The organism is Reyranella sp. (assembly GCF_052439685.1).
Classification (GTDB): domain Bacteria; phylum Pseudomonadota; class Alphaproteobacteria; order Reyranellales; family Reyranellaceae; genus Reyranella.
In genome coordinates this window covers 19,623-38,921 of the sequence record NZ_JBQVQG010000040.1, presented here as the reverse complement: position 1 = coordinate 38,921, position 19,299 = coordinate 19,623, and the positions used below count along the sequence as shown (strand labels likewise).

At 64.0% G+C, this 19,299-nt stretch carries 24 protein-coding genes; 8 read left to right on the top strand and 16 right to left on the bottom strand.

Translation table 11 applies throughout. The features are described from left to right. The first annotated feature begins 58 nt into the window (after nucleotides 1–58). Nucleotides 59–1,177 (top strand): molecular chaperone DnaJ, encoded by a 1,119-nt coding sequence (gene dnaJ / locus ACT6UX_RS28275; RefSeq protein WP_422009047.1) that lies wholly within the window; start codon nucleotides 59–61, stop codon nucleotides 1,175–1,177. A 35-nt stretch (nucleotides 1,178–1,212) separates the two neighbouring features. On the opposite strand, the gene ACT6UX_RS28270 is transcribed toward dnaJ, so the two are convergent. The 5 genes from ACT6UX_RS28270 to ACT6UX_RS28250 are packed head-to-tail and all read right to left on the bottom strand — an operon-like array spanning nucleotide 1,213 to nucleotide 6,709. Beyond that, nucleotides 1,213–2,175 carry an ABC transporter ATP-binding protein gene (locus ACT6UX_RS28270; RefSeq protein ID WP_444778496.1) on the bottom strand — a complete coding sequence of 321 codons (963 nt, stop codon included), beginning with the start codon at nucleotides 2,173–2,175 and terminating at the stop codon, nucleotides 1,213–1,215. Continuing rightward, nucleotides 2,172–3,206 (bottom strand): ABC transporter ATP-binding protein, encoded by a 1,035-nt coding sequence (locus ACT6UX_RS28265; protein WP_444778495.1) that lies wholly within the window; start codon nucleotides 3,204–3,206, stop codon nucleotides 2,172–2,174. Before ACT6UX_RS28265 ends, ACT6UX_RS28270 begins: the two co-directional genes overlap by 4 nt. Before the next feature lies 1 nt (nucleotide 3,207). Next, on the bottom strand, nucleotides 3,208–4,116 hold the full coding sequence (locus ACT6UX_RS28260) for an ABC transporter permease (RefSeq protein ID WP_444778494.1): 909 nt from the start codon (nucleotides 4,114–4,116) through the stop codon (nucleotides 3,208–3,210). Nucleotides 4,117–4,120: 4 nt separating this feature from the next. Continuing rightward, nucleotides 4,121–5,074, bottom strand: coding sequence for an ABC transporter permease (locus ACT6UX_RS28255; RefSeq protein WP_444778493.1), 954 nt, complete (start codon nucleotides 5,072–5,074; stop codon nucleotides 4,121–4,123). 30 nt (nucleotides 5,075–5,104) lie between these two features. Then, the gene (locus ACT6UX_RS28250) at nucleotides 5,105–6,709 is read right to left on the bottom strand and encodes an ABC transporter substrate-binding protein (protein ID WP_444778492.1); all 1,605 of its coding nucleotides are present in this window, start codon (nucleotides 6,707–6,709) and stop codon (nucleotides 5,105–5,107) included. 151 nt (nucleotides 6,710–6,860) lie between these two features. Here ACT6UX_RS28250 and ACT6UX_RS28245 point away from each other — a divergent pair, with 151 nt between their 5' ends. Then, a complete protein-coding gene (locus ACT6UX_RS28245) occupies nucleotides 6,861–7,055 on the top strand; it encodes a hypothetical protein (RefSeq protein WP_444778491.1) in 195 nt (64 codons plus the stop codon). 6 nt (nucleotides 7,056–7,061) lie between these two features. Next, the gene (locus ACT6UX_RS28240; protein WP_444778490.1) at nucleotides 7,062–8,459 is read left to right on the top strand and encodes an amidase; all 1,398 of its coding nucleotides are present in this window, start codon (nucleotides 7,062–7,064) and stop codon (nucleotides 8,457–8,459) included. An 18-nt stretch (nucleotides 8,460–8,477) separates the two neighbouring features. Here ACT6UX_RS28240 and ACT6UX_RS28235 read toward each other — a convergent pair whose 3' ends face one another. Together ACT6UX_RS28235 and ACT6UX_RS28230 are read right to left on the bottom strand one after the other, a co-directional pair. After that, nucleotides 8,478–9,407: a phosphotransferase gene (locus ACT6UX_RS28235; RefSeq protein ID WP_444778489.1), complete on the bottom strand. Its 930-nt coding sequence runs from the start codon at nucleotides 9,405–9,407 to the stop codon at nucleotides 8,478–8,480. Between the two features lie 96 nt (nucleotides 9,408–9,503). After that, nucleotides 9,504–10,223 carry a haloacid dehalogenase type II gene (locus tag ACT6UX_RS28230; RefSeq protein ID WP_444778488.1) on the bottom strand — a complete coding sequence of 240 codons (720 nt, stop codon included), beginning with the start codon at nucleotides 10,221–10,223 and terminating at the stop codon, nucleotides 9,504–9,506. 37 nt (nucleotides 10,224–10,260) lie between these two features. Here ACT6UX_RS28230 and ACT6UX_RS28225 point away from each other — a divergent pair, with 37 nt between their 5' ends. Both ACT6UX_RS28225 and ACT6UX_RS28220 read left to right on the top strand, forming a co-directional pair. Further along, nucleotides 10,261–10,833 (top strand): DNA-3-methyladenine glycosylase I, encoded by a 573-nt coding sequence (locus tag ACT6UX_RS28225; RefSeq protein ID WP_444778487.1) that lies wholly within the window; start codon nucleotides 10,261–10,263, stop codon nucleotides 10,831–10,833. 4 nt (nucleotides 10,834–10,837) lie between these two features. Next, on the top strand, nucleotides 10,838–12,298 hold the full coding sequence (locus tag ACT6UX_RS28220; RefSeq protein ID WP_444778486.1) for a M81 family metallopeptidase: 1,461 nt from the start codon (nucleotides 10,838–10,840) through the stop codon (nucleotides 12,296–12,298). Between the two features lie 39 nt (nucleotides 12,299–12,337). On the opposite strand, the gene ACT6UX_RS28215 is transcribed toward ACT6UX_RS28220, so the two are convergent. The 5 genes from ACT6UX_RS28215 to ACT6UX_RS28195 form a co-directional block, all read right to left on the bottom strand. After that, nucleotides 12,338–12,919: a Swt1 family HEPN domain-containing protein gene (locus tag ACT6UX_RS28215; RefSeq protein ID WP_444778485.1), complete on the bottom strand. Its 582-nt coding sequence runs from the start codon at nucleotides 12,917–12,919 to the stop codon at nucleotides 12,338–12,340. Then, nucleotides 12,916–13,539 (bottom strand): DUF5343 domain-containing protein, encoded by a 624-nt coding sequence (locus tag ACT6UX_RS28210; RefSeq protein ID WP_444778484.1) that lies wholly within the window; start codon nucleotides 13,537–13,539, stop codon nucleotides 12,916–12,918. The genes ACT6UX_RS28215 and ACT6UX_RS28210 overlap by 4 nt, the downstream gene beginning before the upstream one ends. 46 nt (nucleotides 13,540–13,585) lie before the next feature. Continuing rightward, complete coding sequence (locus ACT6UX_RS28205) at nucleotides 13,586–14,092, bottom strand: hypothetical protein (RefSeq protein WP_444778483.1); 507 nt, start codon at nucleotides 14,090–14,092, stop codon at nucleotides 13,586–13,588. Then, nucleotides 14,092–14,586 (bottom strand): type II toxin-antitoxin system HicB family antitoxin, encoded by a 495-nt coding sequence (locus tag ACT6UX_RS28200; RefSeq protein ID WP_444778482.1) that lies wholly within the window; start codon nucleotides 14,584–14,586, stop codon nucleotides 14,092–14,094. Before ACT6UX_RS28200 ends, ACT6UX_RS28205 begins: the two co-directional genes overlap by 1 nt. Before the next feature lie 408 nt (nucleotides 14,587–14,994). Continuing rightward, nucleotides 14,995–15,255, bottom strand: a complete 261-nt coding sequence (locus ACT6UX_RS28195) for a DUF3303 domain-containing protein (RefSeq protein ID WP_444778481.1) — start codon at nucleotides 15,253–15,255, stop codon at nucleotides 14,995–14,997. Nucleotides 15,256–15,321: 66 nt separating this feature from the next. On the opposite strand from ACT6UX_RS28195, the gene ACT6UX_RS28190 reads away from it, so the two are divergent. Further along, nucleotides 15,322–15,660 (top strand): MlrC C-terminal domain-containing protein, encoded by a 339-nt coding sequence (locus ACT6UX_RS28190; RefSeq protein ID WP_444778480.1) that lies wholly within the window; start codon nucleotides 15,322–15,324, stop codon nucleotides 15,658–15,660. Between the two features lie 9 nt (nucleotides 15,661–15,669). Here the strand turns inward: ACT6UX_RS28190 and ACT6UX_RS28185 are convergent, their stop codons facing one another. Continuing rightward, a complete protein-coding gene (locus ACT6UX_RS28185) occupies nucleotides 15,670–16,071 on the bottom strand; it encodes a GFA family protein (RefSeq protein ID WP_444778479.1) in 402 nt (133 codons plus the stop codon). A 29-nt stretch (nucleotides 16,072–16,100) separates the two neighbouring features. Beyond that, nucleotides 16,101–16,370: a DUF3303 domain-containing protein gene (locus ACT6UX_RS28180; protein ID WP_298308727.1), complete on the bottom strand. Its 270-nt coding sequence runs from the start codon at nucleotides 16,368–16,370 to the stop codon at nucleotides 16,101–16,103. 63 nt (nucleotides 16,371–16,433) lie between these two features. Between ACT6UX_RS28180 and dapB the strand changes: the two genes are divergently transcribed. Continuing rightward, the gene (gene dapB / locus ACT6UX_RS28175) at nucleotides 16,434–17,231 is read left to right on the top strand and encodes a 4-hydroxy-tetrahydrodipicolinate reductase (protein ID WP_444778478.1); all 798 of its coding nucleotides are present in this window, start codon (nucleotides 16,434–16,436) and stop codon (nucleotides 17,229–17,231) included. A gap of 7 nt (nucleotides 17,232–17,238) precedes the next feature. Here the strand turns inward: dapB and ACT6UX_RS28170 are convergent, their stop codons facing one another. After that, the gene (locus tag ACT6UX_RS28170) at nucleotides 17,239–17,727 is read right to left on the bottom strand and encodes a DUF2244 domain-containing protein (protein ID WP_444778477.1); all 489 of its coding nucleotides are present in this window, start codon (nucleotides 17,725–17,727) and stop codon (nucleotides 17,239–17,241) included. On the opposite strand from ACT6UX_RS28170, the gene nth reads away from it, so the two are divergent. Continuing rightward, nucleotides 17,726–18,388, top strand: a complete 663-nt coding sequence (nth, locus tag ACT6UX_RS28165) for an endonuclease III (protein WP_444778476.1) — start codon at nucleotides 17,726–17,728, stop codon at nucleotides 18,386–18,388. The genes ACT6UX_RS28170 and nth overlap by 2 nt on opposite strands. On the opposite strand, the gene ACT6UX_RS28160 is transcribed toward nth, so the two are convergent. Further along, nucleotides 18,363–19,280: a LysR family transcriptional regulator gene (locus tag ACT6UX_RS28160; protein WP_444778475.1), complete on the bottom strand. Its 918-nt coding sequence runs from the start codon at nucleotides 19,278–19,280 to the stop codon at nucleotides 18,363–18,365. The two genes, nth and ACT6UX_RS28160, sit on opposite strands and share 26 nt — an antisense overlap. Between the last annotated feature and the right edge of the window lie 19 nt (nucleotides 19,281–19,299).

The window sequence follows — 19,299 nt, the reverse complement described above, 5'->3', positions numbered from 1 at the left end:
CCCCCGCGCGCGCGGGAGGCCGACCTGTAAGGGGCCAGTGGGGGCTGCGTAGAGCGTTATGTCGCAAGACTTTTACGAGCTGCTCGGGGTGAGCCGGACGACCAGCGCCGACGACATCAAGAAGGCGTATCGCAAGCTCGCGATGCAGCATCATCCGGACCGCAATCCCGGCGACAAGGAAGCGGAACGGAAATTCAAGGAAATCAGCCACGCCTACGACATCCTGAAGGATCCGGAGAAGCGTGCCGCCTACGACCGCTACGGCGCGGCCGCGTTCGAGGGCGGCGCGGGACCCGGCGGCCCGTTCCAGGGCGGCCAGGGCTTCGATTTCGGCTCGGTGTTCGGCGATATCTTCGAGGAAATGTTCGGCGCCAACGGCGCGCGCGGACGCGGACGTGCCGACATGCGCGGGCAGGACCTGCGTTTCAATCTCGAGATCACGCTGGAACAGGCCTATTCGGGCACCGAAGCGACGGTGCGCGTGCCAAGTTCCATCACCTGCGAGGTCTGCCACGGCAGCGGCGCAGAAGCCGGCTCGAAGCCGCAGCAATGCCCGACCTGCCAGGGCCGCGGCCGTATTCGCGCACAGCAGGGCTTCTTCACCGTCGAGCGCGCCTGCCATACCTGCCACGGCGCCGGACAGGTGATCGACAAGCCGTGCAAGAATTGCGGCGGCCAGGGTCGCGTGCGCCGCGAGAAGACGCTGAAGGTCAACATTCCGGCGGGGGTCGAGGACGGCACGCGCATCCGCCTGAGCGGCGAGGGCGAGGCCGGTGCCCGTGGCGGTCCGGCCGGCGATCTCTACGTCTTCCTGTCGGTGCGCCGCCACCAGCTGTTCGAGCGCGAAGGACCGGACGTGCACTGTCGCGTGCCCATTTCGATGGTGCAGGCCACCTTGGGCGGTAACATCGAGGTGCCGACGCTCGACGGCAAGATGGCGCGCATCAACATTCCGGCGGGCGCGCAGGGCGGACACCAGTTCCGTATGCGCGGCAAAGGCATGCCGATCATGCGCTCCAGCCAGCATGGCGACATGTACATCGAGATCAATGTCGAGACGCCGACCAATCTCACGGCCAAGCAGAAGGAACTGCTCAAGGAATTCGAGAAGGCCGGCAAGACCAGCCCCGAATCCGAGGGCTTCTTCAGCAAGGTCAAGGAGATGTTCGGCGGCTGAGGCCGCCGACATTCAGCCTGAGGCTTCGACTTGATCTAGGCCGCCAGCACGCAGCGCACCGCGTGGGCTGCCTCGACCTCGCGAAGCGACGGCACGGCCGTCGTGCAGTCGGGACGGACGAACTTGCAGCGTGGCGCGAAGCTGCAGCCGTCCGGCACGGCAGCAAGATCGGGCGGCGCGCCCGGGATTGATTCAAGGCGCTGGCCGCGCATGCCGTCATGCACCGTCGACGCCAGCAGGCCGCGACTGTAGGGGTGCTGCGGCGCGTCGACCATGCGCTCGACCGGGGCCATTTCGACCAGCTTGCCGGCATACATGACCCCGATCCGGTCGGAGACCTCGACGGCCACGCCAATATCGTGGGTAACGAAGATGACGCCCAGATTGAACTCGCGCTGCAGCTCACGAATCAGCAGCAGCACCTGAATCTGGACCGTGGCGTCGAGCGCCGTGGTCGGCTCGTCCGCCAGCAGCAGCGTCGGATTGCAGGAGAGCGCCAGCGCGATCATGGCGCGCTGACGCATGCCGCCCGACATCTCGTGCGGATAGGCTTTCAGCCGCTGCGCCGGCGAGGGAATCCTCACCATCTCCAGCAAATCCTTGGCACGCTTCATGGCCTCGGTCTCGCTCTTGCCGGTGTGGCGGCGTACCGTCTCGGCGATCTGCTGGCCGATGGTGAAGACCGGATCGAAGGCCGTCGCCGGCTCCTGGAAGATCATCGAGACCCGCTGGCCGCGCAGATCGGACAGGGCCCTGGGCTCCATTTCGAGGACCTCGTCGCCCTGTAGCTTGATGCTGCCGGACCAGCGCGTGCGATGCTCCGGGTGTAGCCGCAGGATCGAGCGCAGGGTGACACTTTTTCCTGAGCCGGATTCGCCCAGGATTCCCAGCGTCTCGCCGCGCGCGAGATCGAAGCTGACGCCGTTGACGGCATGCACCGTCCTGTCGGGCGTGACGAAAGTGACGTGGAGGTCGCGGACCTGCAGCAGGTTGGTCATGCAGCCCTCGCCTTGGAATGGCCCGAGCCCGCCACGCGCATGTGGCAGGCCACGGCCTGGTGTCCGGACTCCGCCAGGAGTGGCTCGGTGCGGGCGCAGACATCCTCGGCGAAGGGACAGCGCGTGCGGAACCGGCAGCCCGAGGGCGGATCGATGGGATTGGGCGGATCGCCCTGGATCGGCGCCTCGCGGGTGCGCTTGCGCGGATCCATCGACGGCCGCGCCGAGAGAAGCGCGCGTGTGTAGGGATGCTGCGGATCGCCGTAGATCGCCTCGACCGGCCCCAGCTCGACGATCTTGCCGAGATACATGACCAGCACGCGATCGCTGAGATACTGCACGACGTTGAGATCGTGGCTGATGAACACGTAGGTAAGGTCGAGCTCGGTCTTGAGGTCGACCAGCATGTTCAGCACCTGCGCCTCGACCGACTTGTCGAGCGCCGACACCGCCTCGTCGAGAATGATGAGGCGCGGCCGCAAGGCGAGCGCCCGCGCGATGTTCACCCTCTGGCGCTGGCCGCCCGACAGTTCGTGCGGATAGCGCGAGGCGTAGTTCACCGGATCGAGGCCGACCTTGCTCAGGAGATCGCGGACCCGCTCGCGCGCCTCGGCCGCAGGCAGGCCGTGCGCGCGCGGCGCGAAGGCCAGGGTCTCGGCGATGGTCAGGCGTGGATTGAGCGAGGCGTAGGAATCCTGGAACACCATCTGCACCTGGCGGCGCAACTCGTTCACCGTGATGCCGTGCGGCTCGTCGACCGGATCGCCGTCCAGCACCATCGTGCCCTTGTCCGGTTTGATCAGGCGGATCAGCAGCCGCGCCACCGTCGACTTGCCGCAGCCCGATTCGCCAACGACGCCCAGGGTCTCACCCTTGGCGACCGAGAGGGTGAGATCGTCGACCGCGCGCACGACCTTGGTGGTGCGGCCAAGCAGGCCGCCTGGGATCGGGAAATGCTTGCGCAGGCCGGTCGCCAGCAGCAGCGGCTGGGCCGGGCCGCCGCGATCCTGGATGGGAAGCAGCGTGTCCATGTCAGGCCTTCACGTCCATGGCCGCGCGCAGGCCATCGCTCATCAGGTTGAAGCAGATCGAGGTGATGAAGATCATCACGCCCGGCAGGGCCGCGAGGACCGGATTGACGTAGATCGCTTGCCGCAGCGTGTTCAGCATCAGGCCCCACTCGGGTTCCGGCGGCTTCACGCCGAGGCCGAGGAAGCTTAGACCCGCGGCCAGGATGATCGCGACGCTGATCAGCGACGTCGCATAGACCAGGATGGGTCCCAGCACGTTCCCCAGCACATGGACCCTCACGATGGTGAAGGCCGAGGCGCCACTGGCCTTGGCGGCATCGACGAAGTCGAACCCGCGCACCTGCGTGGTGACGCTCTCCGAGACGCGGCAAATCGGCGGGATGAACACCAGCGTGAGCGACAGCAGCGTGTTTTCCGTGCCGGCCCCCATCGCGCCCGAGAGCGAGATCGCGAGCAGCACCGACGGGAACGCGTAGAAGACGTCCATGACCCGCATGATCGCCATGTTGGTCTTGCCGCCGACGAAGCCGGCGAGAATGCCCAGGCTGCCGCCGATCAGCAGGGCGAACACAACCGGCGTCACGCCCATGAACAGCGACAGCCGGCCGCCGTAGATCAGGCGGGCAAACATGTCGCGCCCCAGCTCGTCGGTGCCCAGCCAGTGGTTCGGTGACCCCAGCGGGTAGAGGCGGCGCAGCATCGAGGTCTTGTAGGGATCCGCCAGATAGAGATAGGGCGCGGCGATCGACGCCAGCACCAGCAGGATCAGGATCGCCGCGCAGACCAGGGTGACCGGATCGCGGCGCAGGCGCCGTCCGACCGACTGCCAGTAGCCGCGGCCGGCGGAGGTGGGCGTCGGTTTCACCAGGATGGCGCCGCCGACGTCGAGGGAGGGACTTTGCAGGGCCATCGGTTCAGCCTCGCTTGATGCGGGGATCGACCATCGTCTGGATGATATCCACGGTCAGGTTGAGCAACATGAAGAAGCCGGCCAGCACCAACGTCGTGCCCTGCAGGATCGGCAGGTCGCGACGGAAGATGGCGCTGTTCAGCAGGAAGCCGGTGCCTGGCCAGGCGAACACCGTCTCGATCAGGATCGAGCCGCCGATCAGGTTGCCGGCCTGCAGGCCCATGACGGCGAGGCAGGTCGGGGCGGCGTTCTTCAGCACATGGAACAGGATGCGGCTGTCGCGCATGCCCTTGGCCTGCAGCGCCGTCACAAACTCCATGTTCAGCGTTTCCTTGACGGTCGAACGCACCGTGCGGGTGACGACGCCAAGAGGAATGACGGAAAGGGCGATGGTCGGCAGAACCATATGGGCGAGGTGCGCGCGATCGAAGGTCCAGCCGGTGGAATTCTCAGGCCCGATGCCCATGGGCGGCAGGACGCCGAGCTCGACCGCGAAGATGATGACCAGCACGATCGCCAGCCAGAAGTGGGGCACGCTGACGCCGATCAGCGAGATCACCGTGACCAGCCGATCGACGATGCGAGACTTGGCGTAGGCAGCCGCGGTGCCCAGGATGACCGCCAGGCTGAAGGCGAGCAGCGTTGCGGCGATCGCCAGGATGATGGTGTTGCCGAAGGCGCTGCCGACCTCGGAGGCGACCGACCGGCCGGTGCCGATCGAGGTGCCGAGATCGCCCGTCAGTGTCACGCCGAGCCAGCGCAGATACTGAACCGGCAGCGGCTGGTCGAAGCCGTAATATTCCTTGAGCTTGTCGACGACTTCCTTGGGCGCGTCGGGCGGCACGATCGCCGAGATCGGATCTCCCGGTGCCAGGTGCACCAGCGCGAAGACGAGCAGCGACACGCCGAAGGCAACAGGGACCAGGTAGATCAGGCGGCGTAGGGCATAGAGGAGCATTGCGGCCCGCCTCTCTCTTCGTTGCTGTGGTTACTTGAGTTCGACCGGCGTCAGGTCCTGGAACCAGCTCTGGGCCTGAACGAAGCCCTTCACCTTGGGACTCATGGCGCGCGGATTGAGATCGTGCGCGATCCAGACCCAGTAGGCCTGGTCGACGATGTAGGTGTGGACGTCCGACAGGGCCTTGGTCTGTTCGGCCTTGTCGAAGCTCGTGTGCGCCTTGTTGATCATGGCATCGAGCTTGTCGTCCTTCAGGATGCCCCAGTTGGCACCGACCGGCGGCACGAAGTTGCTGTTCATCAGGCGCGTGAAGGCCGAGTAGGGATCGACCGTGGCGCGGCTGATGTTGATGCCGTTGACGCCCGCCTTCTTGGCATTGTCGCCCGTCACCGGCTGGAAGGAGAAGTTCACCAGCGCATTCCACTCCATCACCTCGAACGAGGCGTCGAAGCCCACGGCATTCAGGTTCTCCTGCACGTATTCGTTCATCGGCAGCGGCAGCATCTGGCCCGAGCCCGAGGTCGAGATGGCGATCTTGATCTTCGGCTTCTTGGTCGCGCTGTAGCCCGCTTCGGCCAGCAGCTTCTTCGCGGCCGCCGGATCGTACTTGATGTCGAAGGCTGGCGAGCCGAACCACGGATGCCCCGGATAGACATGGCCCTTCGACTCGATCATCAGCCCGCCCAGCAGCTTGTTGAGGCCGGCGCGATCGATGGCGAGGTTGGCCGCTTTACGCACGCGGATGTCGGTCCATGGCGAGCCTTCGACCATGCTCGGCTGATAGGCCCAGTTGTGCGGATACTTGTTGGTGACGATGGTCATGCCGCCCTGCTTGAGGCGCGGAATGGCGTCGGGGGCAGGCACCTCGATCCAGTCGACCTGGCCTGCCAGCAGCGCCGCCGTGCGGGTGGCCGCCTCCGGCATCGGGAACAGGATCACCTTGTCGAGTTTCGGCACCCGCGCCTTTTCCCAGTAATCCGCGTTGCGCGAGAGCTCCATGCGCTCACGCGGCACGACGCGGTCGACCTTGAACGGGCCGGTGCCGGACGGATTGAGCGCGACCTTGTTCCAGTCCTTGCCCTGTTTCTCCCAGTTCGCCGGACTCGAATAGAAGACGTACGACATGTCGTAGGGAAACAGCGAATTGACGATGCGCGTCGTGAGTTCGACCGTGTTCTTGTCGATCTTCCTGTATCCGACCAAAGTCGGAATGCGCGCCCGCACCTGCGCCATCTGCTTGCTGTCGAACTGCGGCGACTTGTCGTTCAGCACCTTGTCGAGGTTCCAGATCACGGCGTCGGCATCGAAGTCCGAGCCGTCGTGGAACTTCACGCCCTCGCGCAGCTTGAAAATCCACTTGGTCGGTTCGCCCTCGACCGGCGCCCACGACACAGCGAGACCGGGACGGATGTCGGCGATCGTGTCGGCTTTCGACAGGTCCCAGTTCACGAGCGCGTCATAGATCGTGTAGCCGGCGAACCGGAAACCCTCGAACCCCTGGTCGGGCTGGCCCGTCGTCAAGGGTATGTCCGCGGCTGTCATGCCGATGCGCAGAGTGCCCTGCGCAAGGGCAGGCGCTGTCGTTGCGGCAAGGACGCCCAGTCCGGCGACGGCGACGCGAAGGCGCTTGAACATTCACTACTCCCGGGTTCGGCGATCCCGTCGATGCACCAACGGGGGGACCTCGTCGCATTCCGTCATGCAAGCGCCAAGCCAACGCAACATGGAGGCGCTAGGCATGAAGCGGCATGTCGATTGCATGCACCAATCGTTGCGGAGGGATGTCATGACATCATCGACCAGGGCGCTGTCGCTCGAGGAGTTTCGGATACGCGCCGCGCAGACCGGTCTCACCTTGACCGAGGAAGATATCGGCCACCTGCACAAAGGCTATGTCGGCCTGCTCGGGCTGATGGAACGAATCCCCGAGCGATGGGCCTGGGCCGCCGAACCGCCTCAAGTCTTCCGCGCTGACGAGTAGAGCTCCATGACCGATTTGACGACGCTCGGCATTGCCGAGGCCGGCCGCCTGATGGCGCGCGGCGAACTCACTTCGACGGCGCTGACGGAGGCCTTCCTGGCGCGCATCGCCGCCGTCGATCCCACCCTCAACAGTTACGTCACGGTCACGGCAGACATCGCGCTGAACGCCGCGCGGCAGGCCGACATGGAAATGCGCGGCGGCCTGCGACGCGGGCCGATGCACGGCATCCCGATCGGCCTGAAGGACATCTACGAGACCGCCGGCATCAAGACGACGGGCCATTCGCATCTCAAGATCGACTATGTGCCGGCCATCGACGCCGAGACGGTGCGACGCCTGAAGGCCGGCGGCGCCGTGATTCTGGGCAAGCTCGGCACGCACGAGTTCGCCAACGGGGCGATGACATCGGACCAGCCGTTCCCGCCCGTCCGCAATCCGTGGAACACCGCCTACCAGCCCGGCGGCTCCTCCAGCGGCTCGGGCGCCGCGATCGCGGCTGCACTCTGCATGGGCGCCATGGGCTCCGACACCGGCGGCTCGATCCGCAATCCGGCAGGCTATTGCGCCATCGCGGGCATCAAGCCGACCTATGGTCTGGTGAGCCGCTGCGGCATCTTCCCGCTTTCGTTCAGCCTCGACACGGCCGGGCCGATGGCCTGGACGACCGAGGACTGCGCGCTGATGCTCGACGTGCTGGCCGGGCACGATCCCAACGACCAGGCCTCGGCGCGCACGCCCAAGGTCGATTACGGCGCGGCGGCGCAACGCCCGATCAAGGGCATGCGCATCGCGCTGGCGCGCAGCTGGTACGAGGGACCCAACGGCAAGCTCTCGGCGGATATGGCCGCGGGGATGGAAGAGGCCGCGCGCGTGATGCGCGATCTCGGCGCCACCGTCGACGAGGTGATCTTCCCCGACATCCGCGACTATCACATCTGCGGCCGGGTCATCATCACGACCGAGGCGCATGCCATCCATCGCCGCGACGTGATCGAGCGGCCCGAGAAGTTCGGCTACACGACACGCCGCCGCTTCCAGCTCGGCGCCTTCCTGTCGGCCGAGCAGTACCTCTCGGCGCTGCGCTTCCGCCGCAAGTTGCAGCAGGACACGCGCGAGGCGATGCGAGGTTACGATCTCGTGATGACGGCCAACCAGTGGGGGCCGCCGGAAATCTTCGAGGACCCGGCGCCGATCTTCCACTTCCTCGGCAAGCCGTCGCTCAGCATGCCCTTCAACGTCACGGGGCAGCCTGCCGCTGCGGTGTGCTGTGGCTTCGATGCCGGCGGCCTCCCGCTCGCCTTCCAACTCGCCGGCCGTCCTTTCGACGAAGCCAGCGTGCTGGCGGCCGGCTCTGCCTACGAACGCGCGACGCCCTGGCGTTCGCATCGCCCGAAACTCTGACAACGGTGGGTGTTTGCCTTAGCCGGTGCGAAGGGTCGCGGCCGCTTCATCGAAGGTCGGCGATCTGACGCCTTCGAGGAAGCTCCGCAGGGCGACCCTGGCGCCGATACGTTGAGCCTCGAAAGAGTTCGAGCTCAGCCTTCCCTCGCGGAAGGCGGCACTGAACTCCGCCGGCGACGGGGCGGTCAGGTCCGTCTCGGTGAAATCGGGCTTCGTCTCGAGCACGTACAGGCCGGTGGCGCAGCCATGGAAGAGCTTCACGAATTGCCGCATCAGAAAGACCCGGGCCCGCAACACGGTGTCGGAGGGTCGCCCGCGCCACGCCGTCAGCAGCGCCTCCTGCAGGTCGGGTGTGCCGGCGCGATACATCGTCATGAGCGCGAGGTCCACGGCAGGATCGTTCCGAAACGCCGTCTCCCAGTCGATCAGCCATAGCCGGTCGCCATCGAACAGGATGTTGCCGGGGTGTGAATCGTTGTGGCTGGAGACGAGACTGGATGCGTCCCACGGATAGGCTGCACGCAATCGCTTGTAGGCGTCTCGGTGGGGATCGAGCAAACCCCGGTAGAGATCGGTCGCCTGCAGGCGGTCGAGCAGGCCCCCGACCAGCGACGGGTAATCGGCCACGGGCGCGAAGGGCTCAGTGGCCTGGAGGCGTGCCGCGAGACTTCCGAGTGCATGCGCCAGCGCCTCCGGCCCGCCCGGATAGGCATCGAGCGACCGACTCTCTACGAAAGCCATGATCGCCACGCCGGCCTCGGGATCGTCGTAAAGCACCGGCGGTGCGAGACCAACCTCCGCCGCTGCGCGCATGCAGGCATAGGCGCGCCGCGGATCGCGAATCTCGTCACGCAGGGAGGATTCGAGGCGCAGAATCCACCGCCGGCCGCCGACCTCAATGCGAAGAATCGAGGCCGAGGCGCCCGTCACGATCGGCTGCGCATCCACGACGGACGCGGCGCCGAAGGCGGCGGTCAGGGCCTGCCGCGCCCGTGCACGGCGATCGGGAGAAAGGAAGGCGAACGGCTCGTCGATGCGACCCCCTCAGCACCCAAGTTTCTTCGCAAGATCGATCATCGAGGTGCCGACCGCGTTCCACTCGCCCTCGGCCTTGAGGTCGCGCTTCTGGTTCGGGCCGTGCTCGTTGGGGCGGAGCACGAAGCCGGTGGAGAGGCCGCACTTCTGCGCCGCGGCCAGGTCTCCGTTGTGGGCGGCGACCAGCATCACCTGCTCGGGCTTCACGTACATGCTGTCGACCACGCCGAGATAGGCTTCGGGGTCGGGCTTGTAGTGATGGAAGGTCTCGCCGGAGAAACAGTGATCCCACGGGATGCCGCCGTTCTTGGCCATGTTGATCAGCAGCGCGACGTTGCCGTTGCTGAGCGTCGCCACGACGAACTTCTTCTTCATCATGCCGATGCCCTCGACCGAATCGGGCCACGGCCGGAGCTTGTGCCAGAGGTGCGTGAACTCCCACGCGCCTTCTTCGCCGGGATGCTTCAGCCCGCGCTTCTGGAGCAGCATCTCGAAGGCTTCCTTGTGCAGATCGTCGATGCGCGTCCACGGCAACTCACCCTTGCGCACCCGCGTCATCTGCGGCTGGTAGAGGCCGCGCCAGTCGTCGGCGAAGCTCGTCCAGTCGGTGTCGATGCCGTATTTCTTGCCGAGCGCGGGCAGGTCCTGGATCAGGCTGCCGCGCCAATCGACGACGGTGCCGAAGACATCGAAAATGCAGACCTTCAGATTGGCGGGGACGTTCGACATTGGGTAGCTTCCTCTCATGGTTTGGAAGCACGATAGAGTGAGCGGCGCGGACGGCAAGCCAAGATGCGGCTGGGTTTCCGACGATCCGCTCTACCAGGAATACCACGACACGGAATGGGGACGTCCGCTGCGCGACGATCGCGCGCTGTTCGAACTCCTGACCCTGGAAGGCTGCCAGGCCGGCCTCTCGTGGATCACCGTGCTGCGCAAGCGCGAGCACTATCGCAAGGTCTATGACGGGTTCGAGCCTGCGAAGATCGCGCGCTATCGCCCTGCGAAGCTGGAGAAGCTGCTGCTCGATCCCGGCATCATCCGCCACAAGGGCAAGATCGCCGCCAGCGTGAGCAACGCCCAGGCCTATCTCGCGCTGCAGGAACGCGAGGGCTCCTTCTCGAAGTATCTGTGGGGCTTCGTCGGCGGCACGCCGAAGAAGAACCGGCCGAAGACCCTCAAGGACGTGCCGGCCCGGACGGCCGAAAGCGACGCCCTGTCGAAAGCCCTTCAGAAGGCCGGCTTCAAGTTCGTCGGCTCCACCATCTGTTATGCCTTCATGCAAGCCTCCGGCATGGTCGACGACCATGTCGCGGGCTGCCACTGCGCCAAGGAGTAGTTCGTTGACCAAGCGTGTGTACATCGCGGCCCTCGGGACCGAGACCAACCAGTTCGTCCCCTTCCCGACCGGCCTGCGCGGCTATCAGGAACATGGCATCTGGCACGGCGACGCCACGAAGCACGAGCCGACCAACTTCACGGCGCCCGTCCATGTCTGGCGCAAGGAGACCGAGAAGCGTGGCTGGACCGTGATCGAGGGGCTCTCGACCTTTGCCGCCCCCTCGGGCACGACCGTGCGCAAGGTCTATGAGGATTTTCGCGACGAGATCCTCGACGGCGTGAAGGCCGCCCTGCCGCTCGACGCCGTGCTGATCAACGTCCACGGCGCGATGGTGGCCGACGGCTATGACGACTGCGAGGGCGATCTCCTGTCGCGCATCCGCGCCATCGTCGGGCCCAAGGTCGCGATCGGCGCCGAGTTCGACCTGCACTGCCACCTGAGCGCGCTGATGCTCGACAGCGCCGACGTGCTGGTCGGCTACAAGGAATACCCGCATACCGACACGATGGAGCGGGCGGCGGAGTTGTTCGCCATCATCGCCGACACGGTCGAGGGCAAGGTGAAGCCGGTGATGGCGCGCTACGACTGCCGCATGATCGCGCAGTACCGTACCTCCGTGCCGCCGATCAACGAGTTCGTCACCCGCATGAAGAGCCTCGAGGGCAAGGACGGCATCCTGTCGGTGTCGCTGAGCCACGGCTTTTCCTTCGCCGACGTGGAGGATGTCGGCACGCGCACCCTGGTCGTGGCCGACGGCGACATGGCCAAAGCCGAAGCGCTGGCCGAGCAGCTGGGCAAGGAGCTGTGGGACAATCGTGAGCGCTATGCCACGAAGTATCTCACCGTCGAGGAGGCGATGGACCGCGCGGCCTCGCACAACCAGGGCCCGCTGGTCCTGGCCGACCGTGCCGACAATCCCGGCTCCGGCGCGCCGGGCGATTCGACCTTCGTGCTGAAGGCGCTGGTCGAACGCGAGATCGGGCCGGCGCTGTTCGGCGTGATGTGGGATCCGATGGCCTTCCAGATCGCCGAGGAGGCGGGCGAGGGTGCGCCCATTCGCATGCGGCTGGGCGGCAAGTCGGGCACGGTGAGCGGCGATCCGGTCGACCTCGACGTCACGGTGAAGAAGATCGCCCGCAACGTCTTCCAGCCCTACGGGCCGGTGATGTCGCCGCTGGGAGACATGGCGCTGCTCTCGTCGGAGCATGTCGACATCGCGATCTGCACGCGGCGCAACCAGACCTTCCACGCCGACGCGTTCCGCGCTGTCGGCGCCGAGCCGGCCGACTACCGCGTCGTCGTCGTGAAGTCGGCGCAGCATTTCTATAACGGCTTCGTCGGCGTCGCGAAGGAGATCCTCTACGTCGCCACCCCCGGCGCCGCCGACCCCGACGTCACCCGCTGGCCCTACACCAAGCGCAAGACACCGTTCTGGCCGAAGGTCGCGGATCCGTGGATCTGACTTTGGGGGCGTTCAATCATAACTTATAGAGAATGGAATCTAAGTAGCGACCTGGCGTGACCAATCATTAATTAGAGAGCCAACTCGGGCGACATCGCGCTTGGCAAGAGTTCCACTGTGCATGATCACGTTTCTGGAGCGTTCAATTGCATCGAATATCTGGGCAGCCCAATCAATATTGTGAATGAATGGCTCGAATTGAGAGAAGTTCTGCCGAATTATGTTCAGCAGATTTGGCAACATCGTGAAGTTGATCGGGTCTTGGCCACGCTGTGAATGCCATCGGACTTTTACTTCTTCCTCCATCCGTTGATTTGCCAGCATCCGAATCTTCTCGGAAACACTCGTCGACCACCAGTCTTCACCCTTGTCTTCTAAGAGCGTTCTCGAGATGAGCTCTCGTACCGAGTTTTCAAATGCAGCTATAGCAACGTATACAACTGCCATTTCTCTCGCCGCCGCAACATGACGCTCGTCCAATACTGAGATGCTTGCGAGCGTTTCCAATTCCTCTTGATTATGAAAGACAGATCGACGTGTCATGCGCCCCGCGTTATCCAAGGCTTCTTCCGTAAGATGCGCCTTCATTACGAAGCTATAGGCTCGATCCAGGTTATTCATAGCAATAGATGCTCCCGCAAACTCCTGAATAGCGCATCGTACACTTTTGGATCACGAGACTCTGGAAGAATGATCTGAATGTTGTAGTGGAGTCCTCCCAGGGTCTTCGTTGACACACCTGAAGCTGTCGACACCGGATTAGGCAAAATCGACTGATCGGCCTGTTCCTCTGATTGAATAGCTACGGCCGGGCGTTTGCCAAAATCCGCGAGCTTCGCGAGAGCCCCGAAAGTCATTGAAATCTTGTCGAGCACAGCCTCGCTAAGTTGACCTTGAGAAAGGGTTTTTAGCTTGTTGGTTATGTCCGCTTTCGAAAGTGTATGGGCTTGCTTATTAATTTGGTAGAGGTCTGAATATGCTTCTTCAATTGCCTCTCCTAGCACAGCCGCAGATTGGGTTTGATCCAGGAATCGAAAGTAACGCTCTTGCGGGCGTCCTTCTGCATCCAAAAACCCTAACGCCTTTAGGACTCCAATTACAAGGCGATCAGAGGTCGACTTGAAATCCAAAGACTCTAGAAATCTAGTCGTGAATTTCTCGGGCGCTTTAGCGTTACGGATTGCGTCGAAGATACTTTCAAGATTCTTTGACGACGTTAGATACGATGTCGGAAGTGCCATTCGCTTTCTCCTCGCTACTTGTCGATCGGAGAAGACTTGTTGAGGCTCACTCCTCGGGAGTGATATCCTCAACGATATCCAGCTCATCCCAATCAAAATCCCAGCCGACCGCAGCAAGCGGACGCACGGGGATACCTGCAAGGGATGCCATACTTTCAAATAGGCCCATGAACCGAGCCGCAATTGTTGGACAGACTACGGTTTTCACATATCTGGCAATTTCGCTATTAGATGCCGATTTGTCGTGCTCTACCACAACGTAGAAACCAGCTTCTAAGGTCCAAGCTGGCGTCTTCCGACTTTTTTTTGACGACGCGACTGTGCAAGTCCACACATCAACATATGATGTCCAACCACCGTTTTTCTTCGCCGACGAGAGTGAAGAGGAAATGGTGGGCGTAACCAGTTCTTCCCCAAAGAAAGCAGGATCAGGCCGCACGTCGGATTTGCAATGCACCAGCCGCATAGCCCCAATCTTAGTTGGCCCTCGCGATGTATTTGCCGGGCGAACAGCGACCTGACCGCGTGACTTCTTGTTTGAGTTCTTGGTCATTAGTGGCGCCTTTCTTTGGCAATAGCTTCGCCCCAAGCGACCACAATCTCATCTTCAGAACGAGATGTTTTTCTAAGCTTCACGACAACATTGCTTTCACTTACTTGCGAAATCATTTCAGGCGCCGCTTCCCAGTTTTCTCTAACGGTTCTGGCTGCGGCTTCTGCCTCCACAAGCACACCCTCAAGGGCGCGCCCCACAAGTTCATTCAGTGAGATCTGCCTAGACACAGCGAACCAAGCGCATTTCTTATGAAGATCTGGAGCAATTCTAACGTTGAATGTCCCGCTATATTGCTTGTCTGGATTTTTGCCAATCTCCTCGCAATCAGCGAGATATTCATCCACGAGTGCATGAAACTCTGCTTCCACTTTTGAAGCATCATGTGTTTCAGTCGTTAGATGATCGCGTACGTGAAGGACTTGGATGACGATCCTTCCATCCTCAAAGTCAACCGTCGCTTGATAACCTTTGTATTCGAGTACGTCGCTCATAACAAACCCTCCGCCTCAAGCGTCGTTCTCAGTCGCTTTATGAATCCGCGAGTCATTTTCCCATCATGAGGCACGTGGACTTTTATGACATGTTTGTTGCTCATGCGGACGAATGTGCGTTTAGACCCGCCAGTCTTCGAATTCTTCTTTTGCTCATAACCCAGCAACCCAAGCAGCACTTCGAACTCTCGCCAACGGAACTCAACCGTGGCGCGCCGAAAGGCAGCTTGTAGCGCGGGCAACGAACTCATTAGCGTCAATGGTATTCGAGTTTGCCACTAGAGTCCAGTTGCAGATATCCGTTCTTGCGGATATTCGCCAAGCGGGGAAATGGAGGCCGCTGGAAGAAAGAAACACACCTTGTCTTACGAGCCCCCTGCCTATGCAGCATTCAGTTGTTGAGTTCTTTCACAACAGCGGCTCCAGCGCCTCGCGCGTCGTCTTGCCTTCGACCACGGGCACGACCTCGAACTCGACGACCTCCTGCCAGTCGGCGATCCATTTCTGGAAGAGCGTGATGTCGTCGGTGCGCATGAGCTGGAAGCAGCGGCCGAGATCGGCCGTCACGTAGCTCGCGACGAATTCGAGTCCGTCGGGCAGGCCGCGGCCCTTCTGCAGCTTGCGATAGACGGCCTTGCCGTCCTGGCTCTTCAACTTCTCGACCACCATGAAGCGCCTGTGTTCCCATCGCTTCCGGTCCGTTAGGCTGGGCCAACCAACGAGAAGCGGAACGAGATGAAGATCGCCCGCAACGTCTTCCAGCCCTACGGGCCGGTGATGTCGTCGCTGGGCGACATGGCGCTCCTGTCGTCGGAACATGTCGACATCGCCATCTGCACCCGCCGAAACCAGACCTTCCACGCCGACGCCTTCCGCGCGGTCGGTGCCGAGCCGGCCGACTACCGGGTCGTCGTCGTGAAGAGCGCGCAGCATTTCTATAACGGCTTCGTCGGCGTCGCGAAGGAGATCCTCTACGTCGCCACCCCCGGCGCCGCCGACCCCGACGTCACCCGCTGGTCCTACACCAAGCGCAAGACGCCGTTCTGGCCGAAGGTCGCGGATCCGTGGAAGTAGCCGCCCGCGCTACGGCTGCGGCGGATAGCGGTCGAACGCCGGCAGTTCGTGCGCGGTCTTCATCCATCCGATCCGGTCGGCGACCTGGATGTGCACCTGCGCCGGCACCGCGTCCGGATCGTCGTAGGTCGCGCTCTGGACATCGATGAGCCCCGGCAAACTCTTGGCATTGTCGTAGAACAGCCCGGTGCCGCAGTCGGGGCAGAAGTGCCGCCTTCCGTGCTCGGACGAGGCGTAGACCCGGGGCGTGCCCTTGGTCACCTTGACCGCGTCCTGCGGGTACATCGTCCAGCCCACCATCGGTGCGCCGGCATGCCGGCGGCAATCCGTGCAATGGCAGAGCGCATGGTGGAGGGCGTCGCCCTCAGCCTGATAGCGAATCGCGCCGCAATGGCAGCCGCCTGTAATCATCGTCTGCTCTCCTTCGTCGGAATCATTGTCTAAAGCAACGGCTCCAGCGCCTCGCGCGTCGTCTTGCCTTCGACCACGGGCACGACCTCGAACTCGACGACGTCCTGCCAGTCGGCGATCCAGCGCTGGAAGGTGGTGATGTCGTCGGTGCGCATGAGCTGGAAGCAGCGGCCGAGATCGGCGGTGACGTAGCTCGCGACGAATTCGAGACCGTCGGGCAGGCCGCGGCCCTTCTGGAGCTTGCGATAGACGGCCTTGCCGTCCTGGTTCTTGAGCTTCTCGACCACCATGAAGAGCATCTCGGCCTCCTGTCGTGTCTGATGTAGTATTGTCGTGCGACAGTCAGGACAGGGACAACACAAATGAAGATCGCCGTCGTCGGCGCCTCGGGGCGCATGGGCCAAATGCTGGTCCGCCAGATCGCACGCACCGAGGGCGTGACCTTGGCCGCGGCCAGCGAGCGGCCGGGCAGCAAGGCACTGGGCAAGGATGCGGGCGAGCTTGCCGGGCTTGAGCCGAACGGCGTGCTGATCGGCGACGACAGCGCCGCTTCCATCAGGGCCGCTGATTGCGTGATCGATTTCACCGTGCCGGAAGCGACGGTGGCGCATGCCAAGGTGGCCAGCGAGAACGGCGTCGCCATGGTGATCGGCACGACCGGCCTCGATCCCATCCAGACCAAGCTGATCCAGGACGCGGCGAAGAAGGTGCCGATCATGTGGGCGGCGAACATGGCGCTGGGCGTCAACATCCTGCTGGCGCTGGTCGAGAAGACCGCGTCGCTGCTCGATCCCAGCTACGACATCGAGGTGCTGGAAATGCATCATCGCCACAAGATCGACGCGCCCTCGGGCACCGCCCTGGCGCTTGGCCGCGCCGCGGCGGCGGGCCGCAAGGTCCAGCTCGAGGAGGTCTGGCGCAAGAGCCGCGACGGCCATACCGGGGCGCGCCCGACCGGCGAGATCGGCTTCGCCACCCTGCGCGGCGGCGAGGAGGTGGGCGTGCACACGGTCTACTTCGCGGCCGCCGGCGAGCGGCTCGAACTCAACCACCGCTCCTTCAGCCGCGAGACCTATGCGGCCGGCGCGGTGACGTCGGCCAAGTGGCTGGACGGCCGGAAGCCTGGCCTCTACGGCATGAAGGACGTGCTCGGGCTGTAGACGAGGGCTACTCGTCCCAGGCGTGGTCGTAACGCGGCGCGCGCATGTCGGCGATGGCGGCCTTGAGGCGGTCGGCGACCCGCAGGCGCTCGTCGGGGCCGAGGAAGCGGCCGATCACGGCGCGGTTGCCGCGCGAGGTGACCACCAGCCGCTCCTCGGTCGCCTCGACCTTCAGCCAGTAGGCGTCGAGCCGCAGCTCTTCGCGCTCGCCGTCGGGCGCGATCCGGACCACGATCAGGTCGTGGTCGGTCAGGGTCAGCGTCTCGCTGCGCCGTGCGTCGAAATAGCTGCGGTGGAACAGCCACCACAGCAGGAAGACGTCGAGGCCCATGAAGCCGAAGACCGGCCAGGCGCCCATCAGGAACAGGGGCAGGCCGATCACCAGGTTGGCGGCCACGGCGGCCAGCATGACGAAGCGGAAGCCGTCCGCAGACAGGCTGCGATAGGGCTTCAGCGAGGCGGCGAAATGAACCGCCGGAACGGGCGCTTCGGTCATGGTATGGAACTATATGGCCCTGATGAAGACCGCCGTCATCCCCGAGTTCTTTGCACGCCTCAAGAAGGCGATGCCGGAACCCGAGACGGAACTGGAATACGACAATGTCTACCAGCTCCTGGTGGCCGTCGTGCTCTCGGCGCAGGCCACCGATGTCGGGGTGAACCGGGCGACCGGGCCGCTGTTCAAATTCGTGAAGACGCCGGCCCAGATGGTGGCGCTGGGCGAGGCGAAGCTGATCGACCACATCAAGACGATCGGCCTGTTCCGCACCAAGGCCAGGAACGTGATCGCGCTCAGCCACCTGCTGCTGGAGCGGCACGGCGGCGAGGTACCGCGCACCCACGAGGAGCTGGAGGCGCTGCCGGGCGTCGGGCGCAAGACCGCCAACGTGGTGATGAACGTGGCCTATGGCGAGGCGACCATCGCCGTCGACACGCACATCTTCCGCGTCGGCAACCGCACCGGGCTCGCCCCCGGCAAGAATCCGCTGCAGGTCGAACTGAAACTGCTGAAGCGCGTGCCGGAGGAGTACAAGCTGCACGCCCATCACTGGCTGATCCTGCACGGCCGCTACACCTGCAAGGCGCGCACTCCTCTGTGTCCCGCCTGCGTCGTGAACGACCTCTGCACCTTCAAGGGGAAGACCGTCGCGGCCTAGCCTTTCGAGGCTTCGCCGAGGCGACTTTCTTCGCGCCCTTCACGGCCTCCGCCAGCGCCACGGCGAGGCGGCCACCGCGCCGGTCCTGGCGTTCCAGCATCACGATGTTGCGGATGAGCTGCGGCTCGCCGAACGGCAGGCAGGTGAGCTTCAGGCCGGCGAAGATCCCGTCGGACACGGCGAGCACGGCGACGCCCAGACCCTTCTCGACCATGCGCAGGATGATGTCCTGGCTGTCGAGCACCATCTCCTCATGGACCTCGACCCGCATGCGCCGCAGCTCGCGGTCGATCACACGGCCGGCCCAGGCCTTGCTGTCGAAGCGGATGAAGGGCAGCTCCGACAGCAGGTCGCGGGCGCTGCGCCGCCCCTGGCCGGGTGGGGCGAACAGCCAGAAGCGGTCCTGGTAGAGCGGTGTCCAGACGAGGCCGGCCGGATAGGGCCGTACCGGCTCGGTGGTCAGTGCCGCGTCGAGTTCGCCGGCCGCGACCTTCTCCGCCATCTCCGCCGACAGGCCGACCGACACCGAGACGCGGGCGCGCGGATGGGCGCGGTTGAGGGCGACCAGCGCATCGGGCAGCACGCCCGCCAGCGCCGTCTGCACGGCGCCGACCCTGAGGCGACCCGTAAGCGATCGTTCGTCGCCGAGAGCACCGGCAATGTCGTCGTACAGCGCGAGCACCTCGGCGGATCGCGCGACGACGATCCGTCCGGCCTCGGTCAGCACCGGCAAGCGGCACGAGCGATCGAACAGCGACGCGCCGAACTCCTCCTCCAGCGCCTTCACCTGCAGGCTCACGGCCGATTGCGTCAGGCCGACCGCCTTGCCGGCGCCGGCGAAGGAGCCGTGGCGCGCAATGGCCTGCAGCGTGCGGAGGGCGCGAAGCGACATGAGATCGATGATAAATTGT

Coding starts and splice junctions, on each gene's coding strand:
- dnaJ (WP_422009047.1), top strand. CDS start 59: ATGTCGCAAGACTTTTACGAGCTGCTCGGGGTGAGCCGGACGACCAGC.
- ACT6UX_RS28270 (WP_444778496.1), bottom strand. CDS start 2,175: ATGACCAACCTGCTGCAGGTCCGCGACCTCCACGTCACTTTCGTCACG.
- ACT6UX_RS28265 (WP_444778495.1), bottom strand. CDS start 3,206: ATGGACACGCTGCTTCCCATCCAGGATCGCGGCGGCCCGGCCCAGCCG.
- ACT6UX_RS28260 (WP_444778494.1), bottom strand. CDS start 4,116: ATGGCCCTGCAAAGTCCCTCCCTCGACGTCGGCGGCGCCATCCTGGTG.
- ACT6UX_RS28255 (WP_444778493.1), bottom strand. CDS start 5,074: ATGCTCCTCTATGCCCTACGCCGCCTGATCTACCTGGTCCCTGTTGCC.
- ACT6UX_RS28250 (WP_444778492.1), bottom strand. CDS start 6,709: ATGTTCAAGCGCCTTCGCGTCGCCGTCGCCGGACTGGGCGTCCTTGCC.
- ACT6UX_RS28245 (WP_444778491.1), top strand. CDS start 6,861: ATGACATCATCGACCAGGGCGCTGTCGCTCGAGGAGTTTCGGATACGC.
- ACT6UX_RS28240 (WP_444778490.1), top strand. CDS start 7,062: ATGACCGATTTGACGACGCTCGGCATTGCCGAGGCCGGCCGCCTGATG.
- ACT6UX_RS28230 (WP_444778488.1), bottom strand. CDS start 10,223: ATGTCGAACGTCCCCGCCAATCTGAAGGTCTGCATTTTCGATGTCTTC.
- ACT6UX_RS28215 (WP_444778485.1), bottom strand. CDS start 12,919: ATGAATAACCTGGATCGAGCCTATAGCTTCGTAATGAAGGCGCATCTT.
- ACT6UX_RS28210 (WP_444778484.1), bottom strand. CDS start 13,539: ATGGCACTTCCGACATCGTATCTAACGTCGTCAAAGAATCTTGAAAGT.
- ACT6UX_RS28205 (WP_444778483.1), bottom strand. CDS start 14,092: ATGACCAAGAACTCAAACAAGAAGTCACGCGGTCAGGTCGCTGTTCGC.
- ACT6UX_RS28200 (WP_444778482.1), bottom strand. CDS start 14,586: ATGAGCGACGTACTCGAATACAAAGGTTATCAAGCGACGGTTGACTTT.
- ACT6UX_RS28195 (WP_444778481.1), bottom strand. CDS start 15,255: ATGGTGGTCGAGAAGTTGAAGAGCCAGGACGGCAAGGCCGTCTATCGC.
- ACT6UX_RS28190 (WP_444778480.1), top strand. CDS start 15,322: ATGAAGATCGCCCGCAACGTCTTCCAGCCCTACGGGCCGGTGATGTCG.
- ACT6UX_RS28185 (WP_444778479.1), bottom strand. CDS start 16,071: ATGATTACAGGCGGCTGCCATTGCGGCGCGATTCGCTATCAGGCTGAG.
- ACT6UX_RS28180 (WP_298308727.1), bottom strand. CDS start 16,370: ATGCTCTTCATGGTGGTCGAGAAGCTCAAGAACCAGGACGGCAAGGCC.
- dapB (WP_444778478.1), top strand. CDS start 16,434: ATGAAGATCGCCGTCGTCGGCGCCTCGGGGCGCATGGGCCAAATGCTG.
- nth (WP_444778476.1), top strand. CDS start 17,726: ATGGTATGGAACTATATGGCCCTGATGAAGACCGCCGTCATCCCCGAG.
- ACT6UX_RS28170 (WP_444778477.1), bottom strand. CDS start 17,727: ATGACCGAAGCGCCCGTTCCGGCGGTTCATTTCGCCGCCTCGCTGAAG.
- ACT6UX_RS28160 (WP_444778475.1), bottom strand. CDS start 19,280: ATGTCGCTTCGCGCCCTCCGCACGCTGCAGGCCATTGCGCGCCACGGC.